The organism is Microcella sp. (genome assembly GCF_033763155.1).
In the GTDB taxonomy this organism is placed as follows: Bacteria; Actinomycetota; Actinomycetes; order Actinomycetales; family Microbacteriaceae; genus Microcella.
Genome location: NZ_JANRKZ010000078.1, coordinates 1 through 21,256 on the forward strand (window position 1 = coordinate 1; position 21,256 = coordinate 21,256).

The 21,256-nt window shown below is 67.8% G+C and carries 19 protein-coding genes and 1 tRNA gene; 17 read left to right on the forward strand and 3 right to left on the reverse strand.

What is annotated here, in order from left to right; translation table 11 throughout:
- Nucleotides 1-148: 148 nt before the first annotated feature.
- Together SFU54_RS03560 and gndA are read right to left on the reverse strand one after the other, a co-directional pair.
- Nucleotides 149-511, reverse strand: a complete 363-nt coding sequence (locus SFU54_RS03560; RefSeq protein ID WP_319014936.1) for a hypothetical protein — start codon at nucleotides 509-511, stop codon at nucleotides 149-151.
- Between the two features lie 4 nt (nucleotides 512-515).
- Nucleotides 516-1,982: an NADP-dependent phosphogluconate dehydrogenase gene (gndA, locus tag SFU54_RS03565; protein WP_319014937.1), complete on the reverse strand. Its 1,467-nt coding sequence runs from the start codon at nucleotides 1,980-1,982 to the stop codon at nucleotides 516-518.
- 61 nt (nucleotides 1,983-2,043) lie between these two features.
- On the opposite strand from gndA, the gene SFU54_RS03570 reads away from it, so the two are divergent.
- The 4 genes from SFU54_RS03570 (at nucleotide 2,044) to mfd (ending at nucleotide 7,570) form a co-directional block, all read left to right on the forward strand.
- Nucleotides 2,044-2,553, forward strand: a complete 510-nt coding sequence (locus SFU54_RS03570) for a gluconokinase (RefSeq protein WP_319014938.1) — start codon at nucleotides 2,044-2,046, stop codon at nucleotides 2,551-2,553.
- 143 nt (nucleotides 2,554-2,696) lie between these two features.
- Nucleotides 2,697-3,326 (forward strand): 50S ribosomal protein L25/general stress protein Ctc, encoded by a 630-nt coding sequence (locus tag SFU54_RS03575; protein ID WP_319014939.1) that lies wholly within the window; start codon nucleotides 2,697-2,699, stop codon nucleotides 3,324-3,326.
- 47 nt (nucleotides 3,327-3,373) lie between these two features.
- On the forward strand, nucleotides 3,374-3,997 hold the full coding sequence (gene pth / locus SFU54_RS03580) for an aminoacyl-tRNA hydrolase (protein WP_319014940.1): 624 nt from the start codon (nucleotides 3,374-3,376) through the stop codon (nucleotides 3,995-3,997).
- Nucleotides 3,998-4,030: 33 nt separating this feature from the next.
- Entirely contained in the window at nucleotides 4,031-7,570 is a 3,540-nt protein-coding gene (mfd, locus tag SFU54_RS03585) for a transcription-repair coupling factor (RefSeq protein ID WP_319014941.1), read from the forward strand.
- 347 nt (nucleotides 7,571-7,917) lie between these two features.
- Here mfd and SFU54_RS03590 read toward each other — a convergent pair whose 3' ends face one another.
- Entirely contained in the window at nucleotides 7,918-8,766 is an 849-nt protein-coding gene (locus tag SFU54_RS03590) for a type II CAAX endopeptidase family protein (protein ID WP_319014942.1), read from the reverse strand.
- 6 nt (nucleotides 8,767-8,772) lie between these two features.
- On the opposite strand from SFU54_RS03590, the gene SFU54_RS03595 reads away from it, so the two are divergent.
- The 13 genes from SFU54_RS03595 (at nucleotide 8,773) to SFU54_RS03655 (ending at nucleotide 21,219) form a co-directional block, all read left to right on the forward strand.
- On the forward strand, nucleotides 8,773-10,224 hold the full coding sequence (locus SFU54_RS03595; protein ID WP_413466557.1) for an MFS transporter: 1,452 nt from the start codon (nucleotides 8,773-8,775) through the stop codon (nucleotides 10,222-10,224).
- Nucleotides 10,221-10,913: a MazG family protein gene (locus SFU54_RS03600; protein WP_319014944.1), complete on the forward strand. Its 693-nt coding sequence runs from the start codon at nucleotides 10,221-10,223 to the stop codon at nucleotides 10,911-10,913. Before SFU54_RS03595 ends, SFU54_RS03600 begins: the two co-directional genes overlap by 4 nt.
- 23 nt (nucleotides 10,914-10,936) lie before the next feature.
- A complete protein-coding gene (locus SFU54_RS03605) occupies nucleotides 10,937-11,872 on the forward strand; it encodes an ABC transporter ATP-binding protein (RefSeq protein ID WP_319014945.1) in 936 nt (311 codons plus the stop codon).
- Nucleotides 11,869-12,963, forward strand: coding sequence for an ABC transporter permease (locus SFU54_RS03610; RefSeq protein WP_319014946.1), 1,095 nt, complete (start codon nucleotides 11,869-11,871; stop codon nucleotides 12,961-12,963). The genes SFU54_RS03605 and SFU54_RS03610 overlap by 4 nt, the downstream gene beginning before the upstream one ends.
- Before the next feature lie 56 nt (nucleotides 12,964-13,019).
- Nucleotides 13,020-14,279 carry a histidine--tRNA ligase gene (gene hisS, locus SFU54_RS03615; RefSeq protein ID WP_319014947.1) on the forward strand — a complete coding sequence of 420 codons (1,260 nt, stop codon included), beginning with the start codon at nucleotides 13,020-13,022 and terminating at the stop codon, nucleotides 14,277-14,279.
- A gap of 43 nt (nucleotides 14,280-14,322) precedes the next feature.
- Nucleotides 14,323-15,603, forward strand: a complete 1,281-nt coding sequence (gene eno, locus SFU54_RS03620) for a phosphopyruvate hydratase (RefSeq protein ID WP_319014948.1) — start codon at nucleotides 14,323-14,325, stop codon at nucleotides 15,601-15,603.
- Between the two features lie 70 nt (nucleotides 15,604-15,673).
- Complete coding sequence (locus SFU54_RS03625) at nucleotides 15,674-16,168, forward strand: FtsB family cell division protein (RefSeq protein WP_319014949.1); 495 nt, start codon at nucleotides 15,674-15,676, stop codon at nucleotides 16,166-16,168.
- A complete protein-coding gene (locus SFU54_RS03630) occupies nucleotides 16,165-16,683 on the forward strand; it encodes a DUF501 domain-containing protein (protein ID WP_319014950.1) in 519 nt (172 codons plus the stop codon). The genes SFU54_RS03625 and SFU54_RS03630 overlap by 4 nt, the downstream gene beginning before the upstream one ends.
- Nucleotides 16,656-17,933, forward strand: a complete 1,278-nt coding sequence (locus tag SFU54_RS03635; RefSeq protein ID WP_319014951.1) for a S8 family peptidase — start codon at nucleotides 16,656-16,658, stop codon at nucleotides 17,931-17,933. Before SFU54_RS03630 ends, SFU54_RS03635 begins: the two co-directional genes overlap by 28 nt.
- A 40-nt stretch (nucleotides 17,934-17,973) precedes the next feature.
- On the forward strand, nucleotides 17,974-19,296 hold the full coding sequence (locus SFU54_RS03640; RefSeq protein WP_319014952.1) for an NAD(P)/FAD-dependent oxidoreductase: 1,323 nt from the start codon (nucleotides 17,974-17,976) through the stop codon (nucleotides 19,294-19,296).
- A 135-nt stretch (nucleotides 19,297-19,431) separates the two neighbouring features.
- Nucleotides 19,432-19,504 (forward strand) — tRNA-Leu (locus SFU54_RS03645).
- A 234-nt stretch (nucleotides 19,505-19,738) separates the two neighbouring features.
- A complete protein-coding gene (locus SFU54_RS03650) occupies nucleotides 19,739-20,305 on the forward strand; it encodes a LemA family protein (protein WP_319014953.1) in 567 nt (188 codons plus the stop codon).
- A gap of 35 nt (nucleotides 20,306-20,340) precedes the next feature.
- Complete coding sequence (locus SFU54_RS03655; RefSeq protein WP_319014954.1) at nucleotides 20,341-21,219, forward strand: M48 family metallopeptidase; 879 nt, start codon at nucleotides 20,341-20,343, stop codon at nucleotides 21,217-21,219.
- Nucleotides 21,220-21,256: the final 37 nt, after the last annotated feature.

The following is a 21,256-nucleotide window of genomic DNA, read 5'->3' on the forward strand; positions in this document are numbered from 1 at the left end:
AAAGGTGTGCGACTGAGGTGACCGGAAGCGATGAAGGCAACCACCGCTCCTCGACGGGTCACGCCGCCTCGAGAGAGCCTCGGGGCGCCGTTCGCAGGCGCGGAACGCCTCCAGTGTGGCAGGAGAACCCCCGGCCTGCCAACCGGTGTCAGCTCAGGGTGCGCGGTGCGAGGCGCGGAGCGCCGGGAATCAGGCCGAGCAGGGCGACGAGGACGTCGCCGCCCGGGGTGACGGCGTAGCACGTCCAGCCCATCGCCTCGGGCGAGAGCAGCTCGAACGCCACGCGCGAGGGCGTGCGCTCGTTGGCGTAGAAGTCGACGGCGAGCCGGCACGACTGCTCGGCGGTGGTGCGGGCGACCGAGTAGGTTCCGACGGCCGTCGGCAGCAGCATCCCGAGCAGGGCGATGAGCGCGACCCAGCGCATGACGCGGCGGCGGCGCTCCCACGCCGGAACCCCGGCGTCGTCATCGACCGCCCCGCGCAGCTCGATCGGGTCGTCGTCGTCGCTCATCCCACTAGTGTGCGTCTTCTGCCTGGATCTCCGTGCGGTCGCCGCTCCAGAGGGTGTGGAACGTGCCCTCCTTGTCGACGCGCTTGTAGGTGTGCGCGCCGAAGAAGTCGCGCTGGCCCTGCACGAGCGCGGCCGGCAAGCGGTCGGCGCGAAGCCCGTCGTAGTACGAGAGCGACGACGCGAACGCGGGGGTCGGGATGCCCGCCAACGCCGCACCCGACACAATGCGTCGCCACGAGGGCAGCGCCCCGGCGACGGCCTCGGCGAAGTACGGCGCGGTGACGAGCGCCACGAGCGCGGGGTCGGCCGCGTAGGCCTCGGTGATGCGGTTGAGGAAGCGAGCGCGAATGATGCAGCCCGCACGCCAGATGCGCGCGATGTCGCCCTTCTTGATGTCCCAGTTGTACTGCTCGGCACCGGCGACGATCGCGTCGAAGCCCTGGCTGTAGGCGATGATCTTCGAGGCGTAGAGGGCCCGGCGAACGTCTTCGACGAAGGCGTCGCGGTCGGCGACCTGCCACTCTTGCGTGCTGCCGGGCAGGCTCGCGGCGGCCGCACGTTGCGCGGGCTTCGACGAGAGCGACCGGGCGAACACGGCCTCGGCAATGCCCGACACGGGAACGCCGAGGTCGAGCGCGGTCTGGACCGTCCACGCGCCGGTGCCCTTGGCGCCGGCCTGGTCAAGAATGACGTCGACGAGCGGCTTGCCGGTCGTCGCATCCACCTGGCGCAGCACCTCGGCGGTGATCTCGATGAGGTAGCTCTCGAGCTCGCCGGTGTTCCACTCGGCGAAGACCTCAGCGATCTCGGCCGGCTCGAGGCCGCCCACGCGCCGCAGCAGGTCGTAGGCCTCGGCGATCAGCTGCATGTCGACGTATTCGATGCCGTTGTGGATCATCTTGACGAAGTGGCCCGCACCGTCGGTGCCGACGTGCGTGACGCAGGGCTCGCCCTCGGCCACGGCGGCGATCGACTCGAGAATGGGCTTGAGCGTGACCCAGGCCTCGGCCGAGCCGCCGGGCATGATCGAGGGGCCGTTGAGCGCGCCCTCTTCGCCACCCGAAATGCCGGCGCCGACGAAGTTGATGCCCGTGGCACGCACGGCCGCTTCACGGCGAATCGTGTCGGTGAAGAGCGCGTTGCCGCCGTCGACGATGATGTCGCCCGGCTCAAAGACCTCGGTGAGCGCGTCGATGACGGCGTCGGTGCCGCGGCCGGCCTGCACCATGATGATCGCGGTGCGCGGCTTCTGCAGCGAGGCAGCGAACTCGGCGTAGTCCTTGGTGGCGATGAAGCCCGCCTCGGGGTGCTCGGTGACGAGGGTCTCGGTCTTCTCGAACGAGCGGTTGAACACCGCAACGGTGTTGCCCTCGCGGCTGGCAAGGTTGCGGGCGAGGTTCGAACCCATGACGGCGAGGCCGACGACGCCGATGTTGGCGACACTGTTGTTGGCGGTAGGCGTGGTGGTCATGCAATCAAGCCTAGAGCCGATTGAACGGGCGTTGTGGCCGCTGGCCGCGTACCGTGGGCGCATGATCCAGCCCCCTGCCGCCGTCGTCGTTCTCATGGGCGTCTCGGGAGTCGGCAAGACGACGGTGGGGCGCGCAGCGGCCGACCTCGCGGGCGTTCGGTTCATTGATGCCGACGACCTGCATCCACCCGCCAATGTCGCCAAGATGGCGGCGGGCGTGCCACTCGATGACACCGATCGCGCCCCGTGGCTTGACGCCGTCGCGGCGGCCCTGGTGACGGATGCGCCCTGCATCATGGCCTGCAGCGCCTTGCGCGCGGCCTACCGTGATCGCGTGCGGGCGGATGCTCCCCACGCGCAGTTCGCCCTGCTCGACCTCGATCGGCACACGCTCGAGCGCCGCCTGACCGAGCGTTCGGGCCACTTCATGCCCGCGGCTCTGCTCGACTCGCAGCTCGCGACGCTTGAGCCCCCGACCGCGGCGGAGGGCGTGCTCGTTCTTGACGCCACTCGCCCGATCGACGAGCTCGCGGCCGCCGTCGCGGCGCTGCTCGTGCCTCGGGTAGACTGAGCGACTGTACTTCGGCGAGGGAGCGATTTTTCGCTCCGTAATCGACGCGGTGGGCAAGGCATCCGGCTTTCCTCACGCGCTCGCGCGTTCGAGTTGACACCCCGACCGGGCCCCGCGGCCCACCGATTCAAGGAGACATCAGCATGGCTGACGAGAACAAGCTCAGCGCTGGCAAGCGCACGTCGTTCGGCAAGGGCGCGGCGCGCAAGCTGCGCGCCGCTGGCCACATTCCCGCCGTCATCTACGGCCACGGTGGCGAGCCGCAGCACGTGACGCTGCCCGCCCACGAGACCGCCCTCTTGCTGCGCCAGTCGAACGTGCTTCTCACGCTCGACATCGAGGGCACGAAAGAACTCGTGCTCGTCAAAGACGTGCAGAAAGACCCGGTTCGCCAGATCATCGAGCACGTCGACCTCATCGTCGTGCGCAAGGGCGAGAAGGTCACGGTCGACATTTCGGTGCACGTCGAAGGCGACTCGTTCCCCGGCACGATTGTCGTGGTCGACCACAGCACGCTCACCGTTGAGGCTGAGGCCACGCACATTCCGACCTCGCTCACCGTTTCGGTTGAGGGCCTGACCGACGGCACGCAGATTCACGCGGGCGATGTCGAGCTGCCCAAGGGCACCTCGCTCGTGACCGACGCGAGCGCGCTCGTGCTCGCGATCACGACCCCCGCCGGGTCGAGCGCCGACGACGCCGCTGTTGAGGCGCTCGCCGCTGCTTCGTCGGCCGCGTCGACCGCTGCTGCCGAGGCTGCAGCCGCCGAGTAGTCACGACGGGCGCTGGTCGCCCGCAAGATCGAGCGAAGGGGTCGCCCGTGGTCGGATTGTTCCGCCGCGATGCGGCCCCTTCGTCGTCTGCCGATAGGTGGTTGGTGGCGGGCCTCGGCAATCCCGGCCCGCAATACGCGGGCAATCGGCACAACGTGGGTGCGATGGTCGTCGATCGTCTCGCCGATCAGCTCGGCGCGCGCTTCAGTCGTCACCGCTCGACGACGATGCTTGCCGAGGCACGGCTGCGGCCGGGCGGGCCCAAGCTCATCCTCATTCGTCCGCTGAGCTACATGAACACCTCGGGCGGTCCGGTTTCGAGCGCGGCTGCCTATTTCGGCATTCCTCCTGAGCGTGTCATCGTCGTGCACGATGACCTCGACCTGCCGTTCGAGACCATCAAGCTGAAGGCCGATGGCGGGCACGGCGGCCAGAACGGCGTGCGCGACATCATCAAGGCGCTCGACACTCCCGACTTCGTGCGCGTGCGCGTCGGCATTGGTCGGCCGCCCGGCAGGCACGACGCCGCCGACTACGTGTTGCGCGACTTTGGCGCGGGCGAGAAGACCCGCCTGCCGTTTGTCATCGACGACGCGATCGAGGCGATCGAGCTCATCGTCGACCAGGGTTTGCTTGCTGCCCAGCAGAAGGTGCACGCGCCCCGCGCCTGAGCGCTCAGCGAGGGCCGCGTACACTCGTGCGACGTGACTCTTGAGCGGTTAATTCCGGCGCTGACGCGCGCCCGCACGCTGCAGCACGCCCTCGAGAGCGCCAGTCGTTCCGCCGATTTCTCGGCAGTCGAAGGCTTGCGCGTGCCCCTCCTGGCCAGCATTCTGGATGCCCGCTCCGGCCCGCAGTGCCTCCTCGCGATCGCCTCAACCAGCCGTGAGGCCGAGGCCGTGATGCAGTCGCTCGCCGCCCTGGCGCCCCGCGCCGTCGTGCTCGACTTGCCGGCGTGGGAGACCCTTCCGCACGAGCGGTTGAGCCCGAGCGCTGAAACCGTGGGGCGGCGCATCCGCACGCTGCGCGCTCTCAACGAGTGGGACGCGGCCGGGGCCGACAAGCCCGACCTCGTTGTCGTGGCGTCGGTGCGCGCTGCTCTGCAACCGCTCGTGCCGGGCTTGACCGAGGTCGAACCCGTGGTGTTGCGCCGCGCGGGTCGCGGATACGACCTCGCTCGCGTGACTGAAAGACTCATCGACCTCGCGTACAGCCGCGTCGACATGGTCACGCGGCGCGGCGAGTTCGCGGTGCGCGGCGGAATTCTTGATGTGTTCGCGGCGGTGGCCGAGCATCCTGTGCGCGTCGAGTTCTTCGGCGATGAAGTCGAGCAATTGCGCGAGTTCTCGGTTGCTGACCAGCGGTCGTTGCCGACCGAGATTGACGTGGTCGAGCTTCCGCCGACGCGCGAGCTGCTGTTGAGCGAGAGTGTGCGCCAGCGTGCTCGCGAAATGCAGCACGAGTTTCCGAGCCTGGCCGGGCTGCTCGCCAAGATCGGCGAGGGCATTCCGGTGGAGGGTATGGAGAGCCTCGCGCCCGCGCTTGTCGAGCGGCTCGTGCCATTGACGCACTACCTGCCCGCGAGCGCGGCCATCGCGGTGCTGAGCCCCGAGCGCGTGGCGAGCCGTGCCGTCAGCCTGCTCGAGACGAACCGCGAGTTTTTGACCGCCGCGTGGCACGCCGCGACGGCGGGTGCCGAGTCTCCCATCGACCTCGACGCGGGTGACTTCGTGACCGTGAACGGGCTGCATGAGGCTGCCGGTGATCGCGACTGGTTCACGATCAGCGCGTTCGATGCCGACGACCCCGAGGTCGTGCGTGTTGAGGCGGTCGAGCCACCCGGGTTCTCGGGTCGCAGTGACGGCGCCGTCGATCACGTCGTCGACCGCGTGCGCGCGGGCTGGACGATGATCGTCGTCGCCGCCGGCCACGGCCTCGTCGAGCGCGCGGCCGATGTGCTCGCCGAGCACGAGGTTGCCGCGCGCATCGTTGATGAGCTGCCCGAATCGCTCGAGCCCGGCGTGGCCTACCTCGTGCAAGCGCAAGTCGAGCATGGCTTCGAGGTGCCCGAGCTGCAGTTGGGCCTGATGAGCGAAACCGAGTTCTATGGCCGCGCGGTCGGCTACGACTCGCGCCAGCCCAAGAAGCTTGCGAGCCGCCGCACCAACGTCGTCGACCCGCTGCAGCTCAAGGCCGGTGACTTCGTGGTGCACGCGACCCACGGCATCGGCAAGTTTCTCGAGCTCGTGCAGCGCGAGGTCAGCACGGGCGGACGCAACGCCGTGAAGAGCCAGCGCGAGTTTTTGCTCATCGAGTACGCGCCGAGCAAGCGGGGCTACCCGGGCGACAAGCTCTATGTGCCGACCGACCAGCTCGATCTGCTCAGTCGGTACGTCGGCGGCGAAGCCCCGACGCTCAGCAAGATGGGCGGCAGCGACTGGGCGGCCGCGAAGGGCAAGGCACGTCGTGCGGTGCGCGACATCGCGGTCGAACTCGTGAAGCTCTACTCGGCGCGCATGTCGAGCAAGGGCTTTGCCTTCCCGCCTGACACACCGTGGCAGCGCGAACTCGAAGAGGCCTTCCCGTTTGTTGAAACGCCCGACCAGTTGACGACGATTGACGAGGTCAAGCGCGACATGGAGTCGCCGATTCCGATGCACCGCTTGCTCGCGGGCGACGTCGGATACGGCAAGACCGAAGTCGCGGTGCGCGCCGCCTTCAAAGCCGTACAGGGGGGCAAGCAAGTCGCGATGATCGTGCCGACGACTCTGCTCGTCAAGCAGCACCTCGAGACCTTCGCCGAACGCTACGCGGGCTTTCCGATCCACTTGCGCGCGCTCAGTCGCTTCCAGACCGACAAAGAAGCGAAAGAGACCATTGAGGGCCTCGCGAGCGGCACGGTCGATGTCGTCATTGGCACGCACCGCATCTTGAGCCAGGGCATCCAGTTCAAAGACCTGGGCCTCGTGATCATCGACGAAGAGCAGCGCTTCGGTGTCGAGCACAAAGACGCGCTCAAGAAGCTCAAGACCAATGTCGATGTGCTCGCGATGTCGGCCACGCCGATTCCGCGCACGCTCGAAATGGCCGTGACGGGCATCCGTGAAATGTCGACGCTCGCGACTCCACCCGAAGACCGCCACCCGATTCTCACGTTCGTCGGCCCCTACAGCGACAAACAGGTCGCGGCCGCGATTCACCGCGAGATGCTGCGCGAAGGCCAGGTGTTCTACGTGCACAATCGCGTCTCGAGCATCCAGCGCGTCGCGAGCCACTTGGCCGAGTTGGTTCCGGATGCGCGCATTGCCGTGGCCCACGGACAGATGAGCGAGTCGCTGCTCGAACAGGTCATGGTCGACTTCTGGGAGCGCAAGTTCGACGTGCTCGTCTCGACGACGATCATCGAGACGGGCCTCGATGTGGCCAACGCCAACACCCTCATCATCGATCGAGCCGACAAGTACGGACTCTCGCAGTTGCACCAGTTGCGCGGCCGCGTGGGCCGTGGCCGCGAGCGCGCCTACGCGTACTTCCTGTATGACGAGCTCAAGCCCCTCACCGAGACCGCGCACGACCGCTTGCAGACCATCGCGGCCAACAGTGACCTGGGTGGCGGCATGCAGATCGCGCTGAAAGACCTCGAGATTCGCGGTGCGGGCAACCTGCTCGGCGCCGAGCAGGCCGGTCACATCGCGGGCGTTGGATTCGACCTCTACTTGCGCATGATCGGCGAGGCCGTGAGCGTCTTCCGCGGTGACGCGGCCGAAGAGCAGACCGAGCTGCGGCTCGAGCTGCCAGTTGACGCGCACATTCCCGAAGACTTCATCGAGAGCGAGCGCTTGCGCCTCGAGGCGTACCAGAAGCTCTCGACCGCGACGGCTCCGGCCTCTGATGATGCGGCTCTGGATGCCGTGCTCGACGAACTCGCCGACCGCTACGGCGACCCGCCCGCGTCGGTGCTCACGCTGCTGCAGGTGTCACGCTTGCGCCGCCAGGCCCAGAAGCTTGGATTGAGCGACGTTGTCGTCATGGGCACGAATCTTCGGCTCGTGGGCCTCGACTTGCCCGACTCGCGGCAATTGCGCCTCCAACGCATGTACCCGGGGTCGAAGTGGTTCGGCCAGCAGCGCGTCGCGACGGTTCCCCTGCCGAAAGACGCCGCCGACGACGACCTCATCGCATGGGTCGGGCAGGTGCTGACCAACCTCTACGCCACGGAGTCGGCCGCGGCACCCTCTGCCTGATCGCGCCGTCGCTTGCCTGGTCGTCGCGCCGCGGCCTGCCTGGTCGTCGCGCCGCGGCCGCCACCGCGCGCTGACATCGTGGCCGCGCGCTGAAATCGTGGTGCGTCGGGCGAGTGGTTGTCGCGGGCTCAGCTTCTCGCGGGTGGTCATCGCCTCCTAACCTAACCAAGCGGGCTATCACTCCAGCGCGCTCCTGAATCGAAGGAAAGTTGATCGACTTTGCTCGTCTCTTTCCTTCGATTCAGGAGCGCGCTGAAGGGGTGGTGCCGAGGGCGCGCGGGTGGGGTGGTGGCGACCGGCGGGAAGACTTCGATGTTCGGTGGCGGGCTGGGTGCGCGCACCCGGATCTATCCCTCGGAGTCGGCCCCATCGGGTGGCGAGTCTCGCGAGGGCGTGGGGGCCGCGACCGCGAGCGGTTTCGGAAACCGCACGGTGCCCGGCACGGCGTGCACGCGATACACCGCGACCGGGATGACCACGAGCGTGCGCAGGTCAAAGAGCGCGTGCACGAGCATGGCCAGCACGATGCTGCCGCTCGCGACATAGAGCACCGTCAAGAGCACGCCGACGACGGTCGTCGCCACGACGCCGACCCAGCCCTGATACGCGTGCAGGGCTCCGAAGACGAGCGCCGCGAGCAGAAAGGCGCTCAGGGGCTCACCCGTCACGATCACGAGAAGGGCGGGCAGGGCGAGGCGAAAGAGCAACTCTTCGACGATGCCCGCATTGACCGAGAGGGCAGCTCCCCAGCCGAGCTCGGGGCGGTTGCGCGGCAAGAGCGCGGCAATGTCGCCGAGCATGATGACCCCACCCTCGCGGCGAGCACTGCGCACGCCGAGCCACGTGAGCAGCACGACGCCCAGACCGAAGCCGATGAGCAGCGCGAATCCGAGGCCGCCGGCGAGGGCATCCCGCAGCCACGCGATCGGCGCGATCGCTTGCGCGGCGCTCAGCAGGGGAGTGACAACGGGCCACGTCAGCACCAGCACGAGCGCCGCTGACCCGCCGAACAGCACGAATGACTCGATGAGCCAGCGTCGCATCATGCCTTGCCGCCGCGCCGTCGACCGGTAGCGGCGAAAGCGGGAGAACTCGCGGCGGTCTTTGCGCACCGCTCGCACGACCAAGAGCGTGAGCAGCCCGAGGGCGAGCAGGGCGGCGGCGAGGCGCGGCATCCAGCCGAGTTCCGGGAGCATGGGGTTATGGTCGCAGACGTGACCTCGACTACCGCTGTTGGCCTGCGCTCTGAGCGTGGGCCCATCTTGCTCGCGATCATGGTGACGACCGGGCTCGTCGCCATCGACGCGACGATTCTCTCGACAGCGGTTCCGACGCTCGTTGCCGAGCTGGGCTCGTTCGAGTTGTTCCCGTGGCTGTTCTCGATCTACCTGCTCGCACAGGCTGTCTCGACGCCGCTGTTTGCCAAGTTCAGCGACATGATCGGACGCAAGCCCATCATCCTCATCGGCATCGGGCTGTTTCTCGTCGGTTCGATCTTGTGCGGCCTCGCGTGGAGCATGCCCGCCCTCATCGCCTTCCGCGCCGTGCAGGGCATCGGCGCCGGCGCGATCGGTCCGATGGCCATCACGATCGCGGGCGACATCTACTCGCTCGAAGAGCGCGCCAAAGTGCAGGGCTACATCGCCAGCGTGTGGGCCGCATCGGCCGTCATTGGGCCGACGCTCGGGGGCCTGTTCGCCGAACTCGACGCCTGGCGGTGGATCTTCTTCATCAACATTCCGCTGTGCCTGTTGGCGGGGTGGATGCTCATCCGCTCTCTCCACGAAACCATCGAGCATCGCCCGCACAAGGTCGACGTGCTCGGTGCCCTCTTGCTCACCGCATCGCTCGGGTTGCTGCTCGTCGGGGTGCTGCAGGGCGGCGTGAGTTGGCCGTGGCTGTCATGGCAGAGCGCCGTGGCCTTCGGACTTGGCGGCGCGCTGTTGCTCGCATTCGTGCTCGCCGAGCGCCGTGCAGCCGAGCCGATTCTGCCCGGCTGGGTGTTCTCGCGGCGCCTGCTGCTGACGACCACGCTCGTCTCGGTGGGCGTCGGCGCTATTCTCATCGGCCTCGCCTCGTACGTGCCGGTGACCCTCGAGGCGGCGCTCGGAGTCTCACCGCTCGTCGCGGGCCTTGCGCTCGCCGCCCTCACGATCGGGTGGCCCATCTCGGCATCGCTCTCGGGTCGGCTGTATCTCTCCCTCGGCTTCAGGGTCACGGTGCTCATCGGCATGGTGCTCGTGCTCGCGGGCACGGGCTTGCTCGCCGCGTTCGCGGGCACGCCCTCTGTCGCCATCGCCGCGATTGCGTGCTTCATTACGGGCCTGGGCTTGGGGCTCGTGGCCACGCCCTCCCTCATCGCCGCGCAAGCGAGCGTCGAGTGGAACGAGCGCGGTGTCGTGACGGGCACCAACCTTTTCGCGCGGGCCGTGGGGCAGGCCGTGGCAGTCGCCATCTTCGGGGCACTCGCCAACACGATTTACCGCGCGGCGGGCGGTATGGGTGGGTTGGAGGGCGCGGTCGACCCCGTGGCGATCATCCCCGCATCGCAAGCCGTCTTTGTGGGCGCACTGCTGTGCGCGATCGTCACGGCGGTGCTCGCGACGGCAATGCCCGACGATCGTCGTTCGCGTCGGGCCATGATGGAGGCATGACCGAGCCGACCGCCGCGCTTCCGCCCGCACAGCCGCACCCGCAGCTCGACCAGCTCATCGCCGTGCTCGCTTACTTGCGGGCTCCGGGTGGCTGCGCGTGGGATGCCGAGCAAACGCACGAGAGCCTCACGCGCTACCTGGTCGAAGAAGCGCACGAGCTCATCGACGCGATCGAGCACGGCACTCCCGATGACGTGCTCGAAGAGCTGGGCGACGTGCTCTATCAAGTGCTTTTTCACGCCGATATCGCCGCCGCGCGCGCCGAGAACGGGTTCACGATCGAGGATGTCGCCGCCCGGTCGACCGCAAAAATGGTCGGTCGGCATCCGCACGTGTTCGGCACCGTAGTTGCCGATACGGCCGACGCCGTCGCCGCCAACTGGGAGACCTGGAAGCGGCAAGAGAAGCCCGCGCGCACCTCGGTGCTCGACGGCGTTGCCTCGGGGCTGCCCGCCCTGCAGCGCGCCGACAAGCTGCTCGGCAAGGCCGAAGGGCTCGGCGTGGCAGCGCCGACTCCCGTTGACGAGCCCGTGGCCGATGAGGCCGCGCTGGGGCAGCAGCTGCTGGCGCTCGTCGCGCAAGCGCGCGCCGCGGGGCTCGACACCGAGCGCGCGATGCGGGGGGCGTTGCGGGGGCTTGAGCAGAGCATCCGCGATGCCGAATTGCACAACGCTCAGCCCGCTCATTGACCAGAACTGCTTGACTGACGCTCATGAGTTCTTCTGCGGTCATCGAGGTCGACGGCGTCGCACGGTCGTTTGGCGACGTGCACGCGGTGCGCGACGCGAGTTTCTCGGTCAACGCCGGGTCAGTCACGGCCCTTATCGGCCCTAACGGCTCGGGCAAGACCACCCTCATGCTTATGCTCGCGACGTTGCTGCGGCCCGACGCGGGCACCATTCGCATCGCCGGCCATGACCCGGTTGCTGACCCCCGCGCGGTGCGCAGCGCCATGGGGTGGATGCCCGACGTCTTGGGCTCGTGGGGCACCATCAGTGTGCGCCGCACGCTCGAGATCACCGGCCGCTTGTATGAGCGCACCCCCGCCCAGTCGCGCGAGCGCGCGCAGCAGCTCATCGAGCTCGTCGGTCTCGTCGAGCTTGCCGAGCAGCCGACGCGCGTTCTGAGCCGTGGTCAGAAGCAGCGTTTAAGCCTGGCCCGGGCGCTCGTGCACGAGCCGAGCGTGCTGCTGCTCGACGAGCCGGCATCGGGCCTCGACCCGGCCGCTCGTGTCGAACTGCGCACCCTCGTGCGCCGCCTGGCGAGTGAGGGTGTGGCGATTCTCGTCTCGAGCCACGTGCTCGCCGAACTCGACGAAATGGCCGATTCTGCCGTGTATCTCGAGCGCGGGGTCACGGCCTCCGATGAACGCATCGAGGCGAGTCGCGCCCAAGCGCGCGACTGGCGCATTCGCGCCATCGACCCGGCCGCACTCGCTGCTGCCCTCAAGAAACTGCGCATTAAGGCATCCGAGCCCGATCACCTCGGCACGGCCGTGTCGGTCGCCGGCGAAGCCGAGGCCGCTCAGTTGCTCGCGAAGCTCGTCGGCGCGGGCGTGGCGATCAGTGCCTTCGGCCCGGCAGTCGGTGACTTCGAACACACCTTCCTTGATCTCGCGCGCTCCACGACCGAGGGAGGCCCCCGATGACCAGCTACTTCGACACTCTGGGCACGATCGTTCAGCTCGAACTGCGTCAGCGCATCCGCTCGGTGGCGTGGCTGGTTCTCGTGATCGTGGTCTTCGCGCTCGTCGGCATCGTCACGGCACTCTTGTGGTTCTCGATCACGGCGTTCGGCGGTGACATCTCCGATAGCGCGGGGGTGTACTCCACGATCATCTTCTTCGTCTTGCTCGTCGGCACTCTGGTCACCCCCGCCATCAGCGGCGCGGCCATCAACGGTGACCGTGATGCGGGCACTCTCGCCACCACGCAAGTGACGCTCGCGAGCGCCAACCAGATCGTGCTCGGCAAGTTTCTGGCGGCCTGGACAGTCGCGTTGACCTTCCTCGTCGCGTCGCTGCCGGCCCTGCTCTTCACGCTCATCGCGGGCGGAGTGCCGGGTGACACCCTGGCCGCGTCGCTCGGCGTGCTCGTGCTCGAGCTCGGTGTGGTCGCTGCCGTCGGTGTCGGCCTGTCGGGTCTCATCACGCGACCGCTGTTCTCGGTCGTCACGACCTATCTCGTCGTCGCGGCCCTCAGCATCGGAACGCTCATCGCCTTCACCCTCGGCGGGCTCGCCTTCCAGTCGCAGCAGACGCAGACCTACATCGGCATCGACTACTCGGTCGGCGGCGAGTTCGACCCCGTCACGGGCTACCCCGAAAACATCGTGTGCCTTGACCCCGAGGTCACGACCTACACCACGCCCCGTTTTGACTATGTCTGGGGCATTCTCGCGGCGAATCCCTACATCGTGCTCGCGGATGCTGCGCCGACGTCGTTCGACTCGAACGGTTTTCCGCAAGACCTCTTCGGGTCGATCGCACTCGGGGTGCGCTCGGCACAACTCTCGCCCGACCTCACCTCGGTCATTGACGAGTGCGCGGCCGCGCTCGCCGGCGACACGAGTGGCGCGTACCCCTACGAGACTCCCCGCGAGATCTTCGACCGCACCGTGCCGAGCTGGTTCGTGGGTCTGCTGATTCACCTCGTGCTCGCGGCGGCGGCGCTCGCGGGAGCCATCGCACGCACGCGCACGCCCGCCGGGGCACTTCCCACGGGCAGTCGCGTCGCGTAGCGGCGGGCGGGCGGCCCGACCCGCCCGGCCCGTCGTCGCGTGAGAGAATCGAGGTCATGGCCTCTCCAGTGACGCCCCCGCGGGGGATGCGCGACATCCTCCCCGCCGAGAAGGCCACGCGCGAGCGTGTGCTCGCCCGCATTCGCTCGGTCTATCGCGCCCACGGCTTCGACGAGATCGAGACACCGGTCGTCGAAGACGCCGCGCGACTCTTCTCGGGCCTCGGCGGCGACAACGAGAAGCTCGCCTACGCGGTCATGAAGCGCGGTCTGACGACGGATGACCTCCGCGAGGCCGCGACCCCCCTTGAGTTGGCCGACCTCGGGCTGCGGTTCGACCTCACGGTGCCCCTCGCGCGCTTCTACGCGAGCAACCGCGGCCAGCTGCCGAGCGTGTTTCGCGCGATCCAAGTGGCGCCCGTGTGGCGCGCGGAGCGCCCGCAAAAGGGCCGCTACCGCCAATTCGTGCAGTGCGATATCGACATCATTGGCGAGCCGGGCATCGTTGCCGAAGTCGAGCTCATCACCGCCACGGCCGCGGCGCTCGACGCGCTCGGGGTGCCGGGGTGCAGCATCCGTCTCAACGATCGTCGACTGCTCACGGAGTGGCTGCAGGCGCACGGGGTCGCCGAAGCGCTGCGACCCGCGGCTCTCATCACACTCGACAAGCTCGACAAGATCGGGCTTGAGGCCGTGATCGCTGAACTCACGGCGCTCGGCGTTGCCGACCCGGCCGCGATGCTCGCGTGGGTTGACCTCGACGCGGGCATTGACGAGTCGTGGGCCATGCTGCAGAACTCGGCCTTTGCCGACACCGAGGCCGCGCGCGACTTGCTCGCCATTCGTGAGGCCGTGCCCGGCGTGACCCTGCAGTTCGACCCACTACTCGTGCGCGGCATGGGCTACTACACGGGCCCGATCTTCGAAGTCGCGCACCCCGACCTGGGCTACTCGCTCGGCGGCGGCGGTCGCTACGACGGCATGATCGGCCGTTTTCTCGGCACCGACGTTGCTGCCACGGGCTTCTCGCTCGGCTTCGAGCGCCTCATCGACCTCGTTGATCTCGGTGACGACCCTGACGCGAACGCCTCGGCTCTCATCTACGACGCGGATGCTGCGCTCACGACCGTCATGGCCCTCCAGTCGCAGCTCGTCGCCGAGGGAGCCCGCGTGCGGCTCGTCAAGCGCCCCAAGAACATGAAGGCGGCCCTCGAGCAGTTGGCCGGCGAAGGGTTCACGCGCTTCGCGACGGTCAGCGCGAGCAGTCAGGCGGACGCCACGGCGCTCGACTGGCGTAGGCTCGAACCCGCTTCTTAATCACCCCCGAAGCCGACAGACCACCACCGAAGGAGACACTCCCATGGCTGCAATTGAGGCCGTTGGCGCCCGCGAAATTCTTGACTCGCGCGGCAACCCGACCGTTGAGGTGGAGGTGCTGCTCGACGACGGAACCGTCTCGCGCGCGGCCGTTCCCTCGGGCGCATCGACCGGAGCCTTCGAGGCCTACGAACTGCGCGACGACGACAAGAAGCGCTACCTCGGCAAGGGCGTTCTCAAGGCCGTTGACTCGGTGCTCGACGTGCTCGGCCCGGCGATCGAAGACATGGACGCGAGCGACCAGCGCCTCATCGACGCCGAGCTCAAGGCTGCCGACGGCACCGACAACAAGTCGAAGCTCGGCGCCAACGCCATTCTTGGTGTCTCGCTGGCTGTCGCCAAGGCCGCGGCCGACTCGGCCGACCTCCCGCTCTTCCGCTACCTCGGTGGCCCGAACGCCCACGTGCTTCCGGTGCCGATGATGAACGTCATCAACGGTGGCGCGCACGCCGACACGGGCGTCGACATTCAAGAGTTCATGATTCTGCCGATCGGTGCCTCGACCTACAGCGAGGGCCTGCGCTGGGGCGTTGAGACCTACCACGCCCTCAAGGGTGAGCTCAAGGCCGGTGGCTTCGCCACGGGCCTCGGCGACGAGGGTGGCTTCGCCCCCGACCTCGCGAGCTCGAAGGCCGCTCTCGACTTCCTCATGGCTGCCATCGAGAAGGTCGGCTTCACCCCCGGCAAAGACATCGCGCTGGGCCTCGACGTGGCCGCGACCGAGTTCTTCTCGAACGGCGTCTACCGCTTCGAAGGCGCCGACCACACGGCCGAGTCGATGGCCGCGTTCTACGCCGACATCGTTGCGTCGTACCCGCTCGTCACGATCGAAGACCCGTTGTCAGAAGACGACTGGGAGGGTTGGGCAGCCCTCACCGCGCAGCTCGGCTCGAAGGTGCAGCTTGTGGGCGACGACCTCTTCGTCACCAACCCCACGCGGCTCGCCGACGGCATCGCGCGCGGCACGGCCAACTCGCTGCTCGTGAAGGTCAACCAGATCGGCACGCTCACCGAAACCCTCGACGCCGTGTCGCTCGCGCAGCGCAGCGGCTACACCGCGATTCTGTCGCACCGCTCGGGTGAGACCGAAGACACGACGATTGCCGACCTCGCCGTCGCGACCAACTGTGGCCAGATCAAGACCGGTGCGCCCGCCCGCAGCGAGCGCGTCGCGAAGTACAACCAGTTGCTGCGCATCGAAGAAGAGCTGGGCGACGCCGCGGTTTACGCATCGCGGGGGGCCTTCCCCCGCTTCACGGCGTAGCCACACCTGATTCACCCGCACCCGCCGGCCCTCCCCAGGGCTCGGCGGGTGCGGCCGTTAAGCTGAACGCATGGCTCGTCAATCGCGCACCGTGCCCGTGGCACTGCCCGCTGACGCGCCCGCCTCGACGCCGTGGTTTCGCAATCTGCAGATCTCGGGCTTCACGGTCACCGTTCTTTTGCTTATCGTGGGCGCCCTCATCGTGCTCGCGCCGTCGTTGCGCATCCTCGTTGAGCAGCAGCAAGAGATCGCGGAACTCGAACGAAGCGTTGCTGAGCAACAAGCTGTCGTCGAAGGATTGCAGACCGACATCGACCGCTGGCAAGATCCGGCGTATATCGAGGCTCAAGCACGCGATCTGTTTTTCGTTTACCCCGGCGACATCACCTACCTCGTGGTCGACGACGGCATGACGATCGACGACGAGAACGCAGCCGTGAGCACCGAGATTCAGACGACGAGCATTGACTGGACCCGCGCCTTGCTCTCGTCGATCGTCACGGCGGGGCTCACCGATTTGCCCGCCGACCAATTGGTGTCGCCCGAGTTCGAAGGTGTCGAATGAGCCGCCCACCCTTTGCCCCGTTCACCGAGCGCGACGTCGAAATCGTCAGCGCTCAGCTCGGGCGTGAGGCGCGCGATGTCATCGGCATCCCGGCGCGGTGCGTGTGCGGAGCGCCCACCGTTGTGGCGACCCAGCCACGACTGTCGAACGGCACGCCGTTTCCGACCCTCTACTACTTGACGCACCCCGCCGCCACGATCGCGGCGTCCCACCTCGAGGCGAACGGCCGCATGGCTGAGCTCGCGGCGCAGCTCGAGGCTGATCCGGCGATCGCGGAGCAGTACCGCGCTGCTCACGAGGCCTATCTTGCCGACCGTGCGAGCATCCTCGACGTGGATGAGATCGAGGGGTACTCGGCGGGTGGCATGCCCACGCGCGTGAAATGTTTGCACGCGCTCATCGGCCACAGCTTGGCCGCCGGCCCGGGGCTTAACCCCATTGGCGATCAAGCCCTCGCCGAGTGCGGCTGGAGCCCCGAGGTGTGCGCATGCGCGCCCGACCAGCGCGGCGCGTAACCCGACCCTTGGCCACCGCGCTCGTCGCGGCGGCACTCGCAGCGCTGTGCCTTGCACCCGCGGCGGCCCCTCTGCACGCGCCCGTCGCCGCCGCCGACTCGGTGCGCGATCGGCAGTACTGGCTCGATGACTACGGCATTCGTGAGGCGTGGCAGGTCACGCGTGGCGAGGGCGTCGTCATCGCGATTCTCGATTCGGGGGTGGATGCTGGCCACCCCGATCTCGTCGGTGCCGTGATCGGCGGCCACGACGTGTCGGGCCGCGGCAACTCCACGGGCACGCAACCGCTCGGGCCGCAGGGCATCACGCACGCGACGATGGTGGCGTCGCTCGCTGCCGGGCGCGGAAGCGGCCCCACCTCGGGCGTCATTGGCGCCGCACCCGCGGCTTCGATTCTCAGCATCTCGCTTGCCTTCGGCGCGAACGAACGCGACGGCGACGAGCAAGTGGCCGAGGGCATCATCTGGGCCGTCGACAACGGGGCCGACATCATCTCGCTCTCGCTCACGCGCAACCAGATCGACTGGCCCGAGTCGTGGGACGAGGCCTTTCTCCATGCGGAGGAGAACGACGTTGTCGTGATTGCCGCGGCAGGAAACCGCGGCAACGGCACCGAGCAAGTGTCGGCGCCCGCGACGATTCCGGGGGTGCTCGCCGTCGGAGGTGTCACGCGGTCGGGTCGCGCGAGCGACAACGCCTCGTCACAAGGCATCACGATCGGCGTCATGGCCCCGAGCGAAAACCTCGTGGGGGCGGTGCCCGGGGGCGGCCATGCCTCGTGGCAGGGAACCAGCGGCGCGACGCCGATTGTGGCGGGCATTGCCGCACTCGTTCGCGCCGCGCATCCCGAGCTTGATGCCGCCGGTGTCATCAACCGCATCATCAGCACGGCCCGACCGGTGACCACGACGGTGCCCGACCCGAACTACGGCTACGGACTCATCGATGCCGCTGCGGCCGTGAGTGCCGAGGTCGCCGAGGTCGACGAGAACCCCCTCGGCTCGATCGCGGAATGGATCACCCTCTACCGCCGCGCCGACGCCCCCGACATCGTCTCGACGCTGCCCGCGGCGCGACCGGCGCTCGGTCGCGAGCCCGCGCCGACGGCGTTCGGGATGCTCGGCTCGAGCCTCGTCGCGCTCGAACCGGGCATCCCGGCCCTCGTCATCATCGGCTCGACGCTGGGTGCCCTGGCGACTCTCGCGGCCGGGGGAGTGCTGCGGTTCGTCACGCGCACGCGTTCGGAGTAGATTATCCGCGACCCCTCTACCACCTAGGAGTGCCTTTCCCGTGCCCAGAATCCTCATCGTCGGTGGCGGTTACGCCGGCTTCTACACCGCTCTGAAGCTCGAAAAGCACCTGCGGCGCGGCGAGGCCGAGGTCGTCATGGTCGACCCGCTGCCCTACATGACCTACCAGCCGTTCTTGCCCGAGGTTGCTGCCGGCTCGATCGAGCCCCGCCACTCGGTCGTCTCGCACCGTCGTCACCTCAAGCGCACGACGGTCGTGACCGCCAAGGTCACGGGCGTCAACCACGCCGCGAAGAGCGCGACCATCACGCCCGAGGTGGGCGAGCCCTACGAGCTCGACTACGACCACATCGTCATGACGGCCGGCTCGGTGTCGCGTACGTTCCCGATTCCGGGTGTCGCTGACGTTGCCATCGGCATGAAGTCGATCGAAGAGGCCGTGGCCGTGCGCGACCGCCTGATCGACAATTTCTACCGCGCCGCCCTGCTGCCCGCGGGCCCCGAGCGTGACCGTTTGCTGACCGTCGTTGTTGTCGGTGGTGGATTCGCGGGTATCGAGACCTTCGCCGAGCTGCGTAGCCTCGCGAGCGCCCTGCTCAAGGAATACCCGGGCCTCTCGATCGACGACACCCACTTCCACCTCATCGAGGCCATGGGTCGCATCATGCCCGAGGTCTCGCTCAAGACGAGCCACTGGGTCCTCAAGAACCTCGCTCAGCGCGCTGCGACGGTGCACCTCGACACGCAGCTGACGAGCGCCGTCGGCGGCGTCATCGAGCTTTCGACTGGCGAGAGCTTCGAGAGCGATCTCATCATCTGGACGGCCGGTGTCATGGCCAACCCCGTCGTGCGCGGTACCGACCTTCCCGTTGAAGAGCGGGGTCGTCTGCGTGCGCAGGCCGAGCTGCGCATCGTCGACGAGAACGGCGCCGTCGTTGAGGGCGCCTGGGCGGCCGGCGACGTCGCCGCCGTGCCCGACCTCACGGGCGGTGGCGTGGGCGGCTTCTGCGTTCCCAACGCGCAGCACGCCGTGCGTCAGGGCAAGGTGCTCGCCAAGAACCTCACGGCCGCCCTTCGCGGCGAAGAGCCGCAGAAGTACGTGCACAAGAACCTCGGCGCGGTTGCGGGTCTGGGCGTCGGTGTCGGCGTGTTCCAGTCGGGCAAGATCGCCTTCAAGGGCGTCATCGCCTGGTTCATGCACCGCGGCTACCACGGTCTCGCGATTCCCATGTGGGAGCGCAAGCTGCGCGTCGTCGGCGGCTGGGTCGGCCACTTCTTCCTCGGCCGCGACAACGTCAGCCTCTCGGCGCGCGAGAAGCCCCAGGCCTACTTCCAAGAGTTCGCCTCGCGCCCCAAGGCGTAGCTCTCTTCTGCGACACCCCGGTTGCCTCGCGCGGCCGGGGTGTCGCTGTGTCTGGCGGCAGGCTCGGTTCGGGATGCTCGCCGCGCCCCGCGACCGCGGCACAGCATCCCGCAGCCGTCGTAGGCTGGCCGCAACGCCCCGGTAGCCCAATGGCAGAGGCAGGCGACTTAAAATCGCCACAGTGTGGGTTCGACCCCCACCCGGGGTACTGACGTTCGCGCGCGCCGCGGTGCGGCGCGGGGTTCGACCCCCACCCGGGGTACCACGCGCACGCGCCGCATCAAGCCGCGATTGGCCGCGTTCTTCACGTTTGGGCGTGAACTTTCGCGGCCAACCGTGAATCGGGACACGAAACGCAGAGCCGACCCGCGCTGCGCGCCGCTGGCCAATCTCTCAGCCGTCGCACTGTCGGGGCGTGCGGGGCGGCTCTATGCTGTCGGTCATGGAAATCTTGGCCATCATTGGCGTTCTCGTTCTGCTTGTGGTCATCGCGGGTATCTACCTGTGGGCCACCTACAACTCGCTCGTCACCCTCAACGTTCGCGTTGACGAGGCGTGGAGCGACATCACGGTGCAGCTCAAGCGACGCGCCGACCTGCTGCCCAACCTCATCGAGGCGGTCAAGGGCTACGCGGCCCACGAAAAGCAGGTGTTCGAGGCTGTGACCAAGGCGCGCGCTGAGACGCTGAGCGCTCAGGGTCCCGCCGATGCAGCGGCCGCTGAAGGCCACATGCAGGCCGCGCTCAAGAGCATCTTCGCCGTCGCGGAGGCCTACCCGCAGTTGCAGGCGAGCCAGAACTTCTTGCAGCTGCAGGGCGAACTCGTCGACACCGAAGACAAGATTCAGGCGTCGCGCCGGTTCTACAACGGCGGAGTGCGTGAGCTCAACGTGAAGATCAAGCAGTTCCCGAACACGCTGTTCGTGCGCGGCCTGGGCTTCACGGAGCGCGACTTCTTCGAGGTGGCCGACGCCGCGGCGATCGCTGAGCCGCCGCGCGTGCAGTTCTGATCCACCGCATCCCGACCCTTCGTCAGGAGGCCTAGGTGTATCGCGCCATCGCGGCGAATAAGCGCAACACGGTGTTCATCATCCTGTTGTTCGTCATCATCATCGGATTGCTGGGGCTGTTCGCCGATTACTACTTCGGCGGCGGCTTCACGATCTTCATTGGCACGCTCGTCGGCGCCACGATCTACACGCTCGTGCAGTACTTCGCTGCGGGCTCGCAGGCTCTCGGGCTCGCGGGCGCGCATCCGATCACGAAAGCTGACAACCCGCGGCTGTACCGCATCGTTGAGAACCTCGCGATCTCAGAGGGCTTGCCGATGCCGCGCGTGTACGTCATCGACGACCCCGCGCCCAACGCTTTCGCGACGGGTCGCGACCCGAAGCACGCGAGCGTCGCAGCGACCACGGGGTTGCTCGAGCTCATGACCGACCGCGAGCTTGCGGGCGTCATGGCGCACGAGATGGGGCACGTCAAGAACTACGACATTCGCGTCTCGACGATCGTGTTCGGGCTCGTGGTGGCCGTGGGCTTTATCGCCGACATGCTCATGCGCATGGCGTTCTGGGGCGGCAATCGCAATAACAACGGCAACCCGATCATGCTCGTGCTCGGCATTGCTGCCATGGTCATCGCGCCTCTCGTCGCCGCGGTCGTGCAAGCGGCCGTGTCTCGTCAGCGCGAATACCTTGCGGATGCCACGGGAGCCCTCACGACGCGCGACCCCGAAGCACTCGCGAGCGCGCTGCAGAAACTCGGAGACTATGCGCAGCCCATGCGTCGCCAGAACTCGACCATGGCGCACCTCTACATCAGCGACCCGATGAAGCCGGGCGTCATGGACCGCATGTTCGCGACGCACCCGCCCATTCCCGAGCGGGTTAAGCGCCTCATCGAGAACTCAACGCGCTTCTAGGGCGCTCGCGTTTGGTGCGGTTTTTCGCATGTGGCCG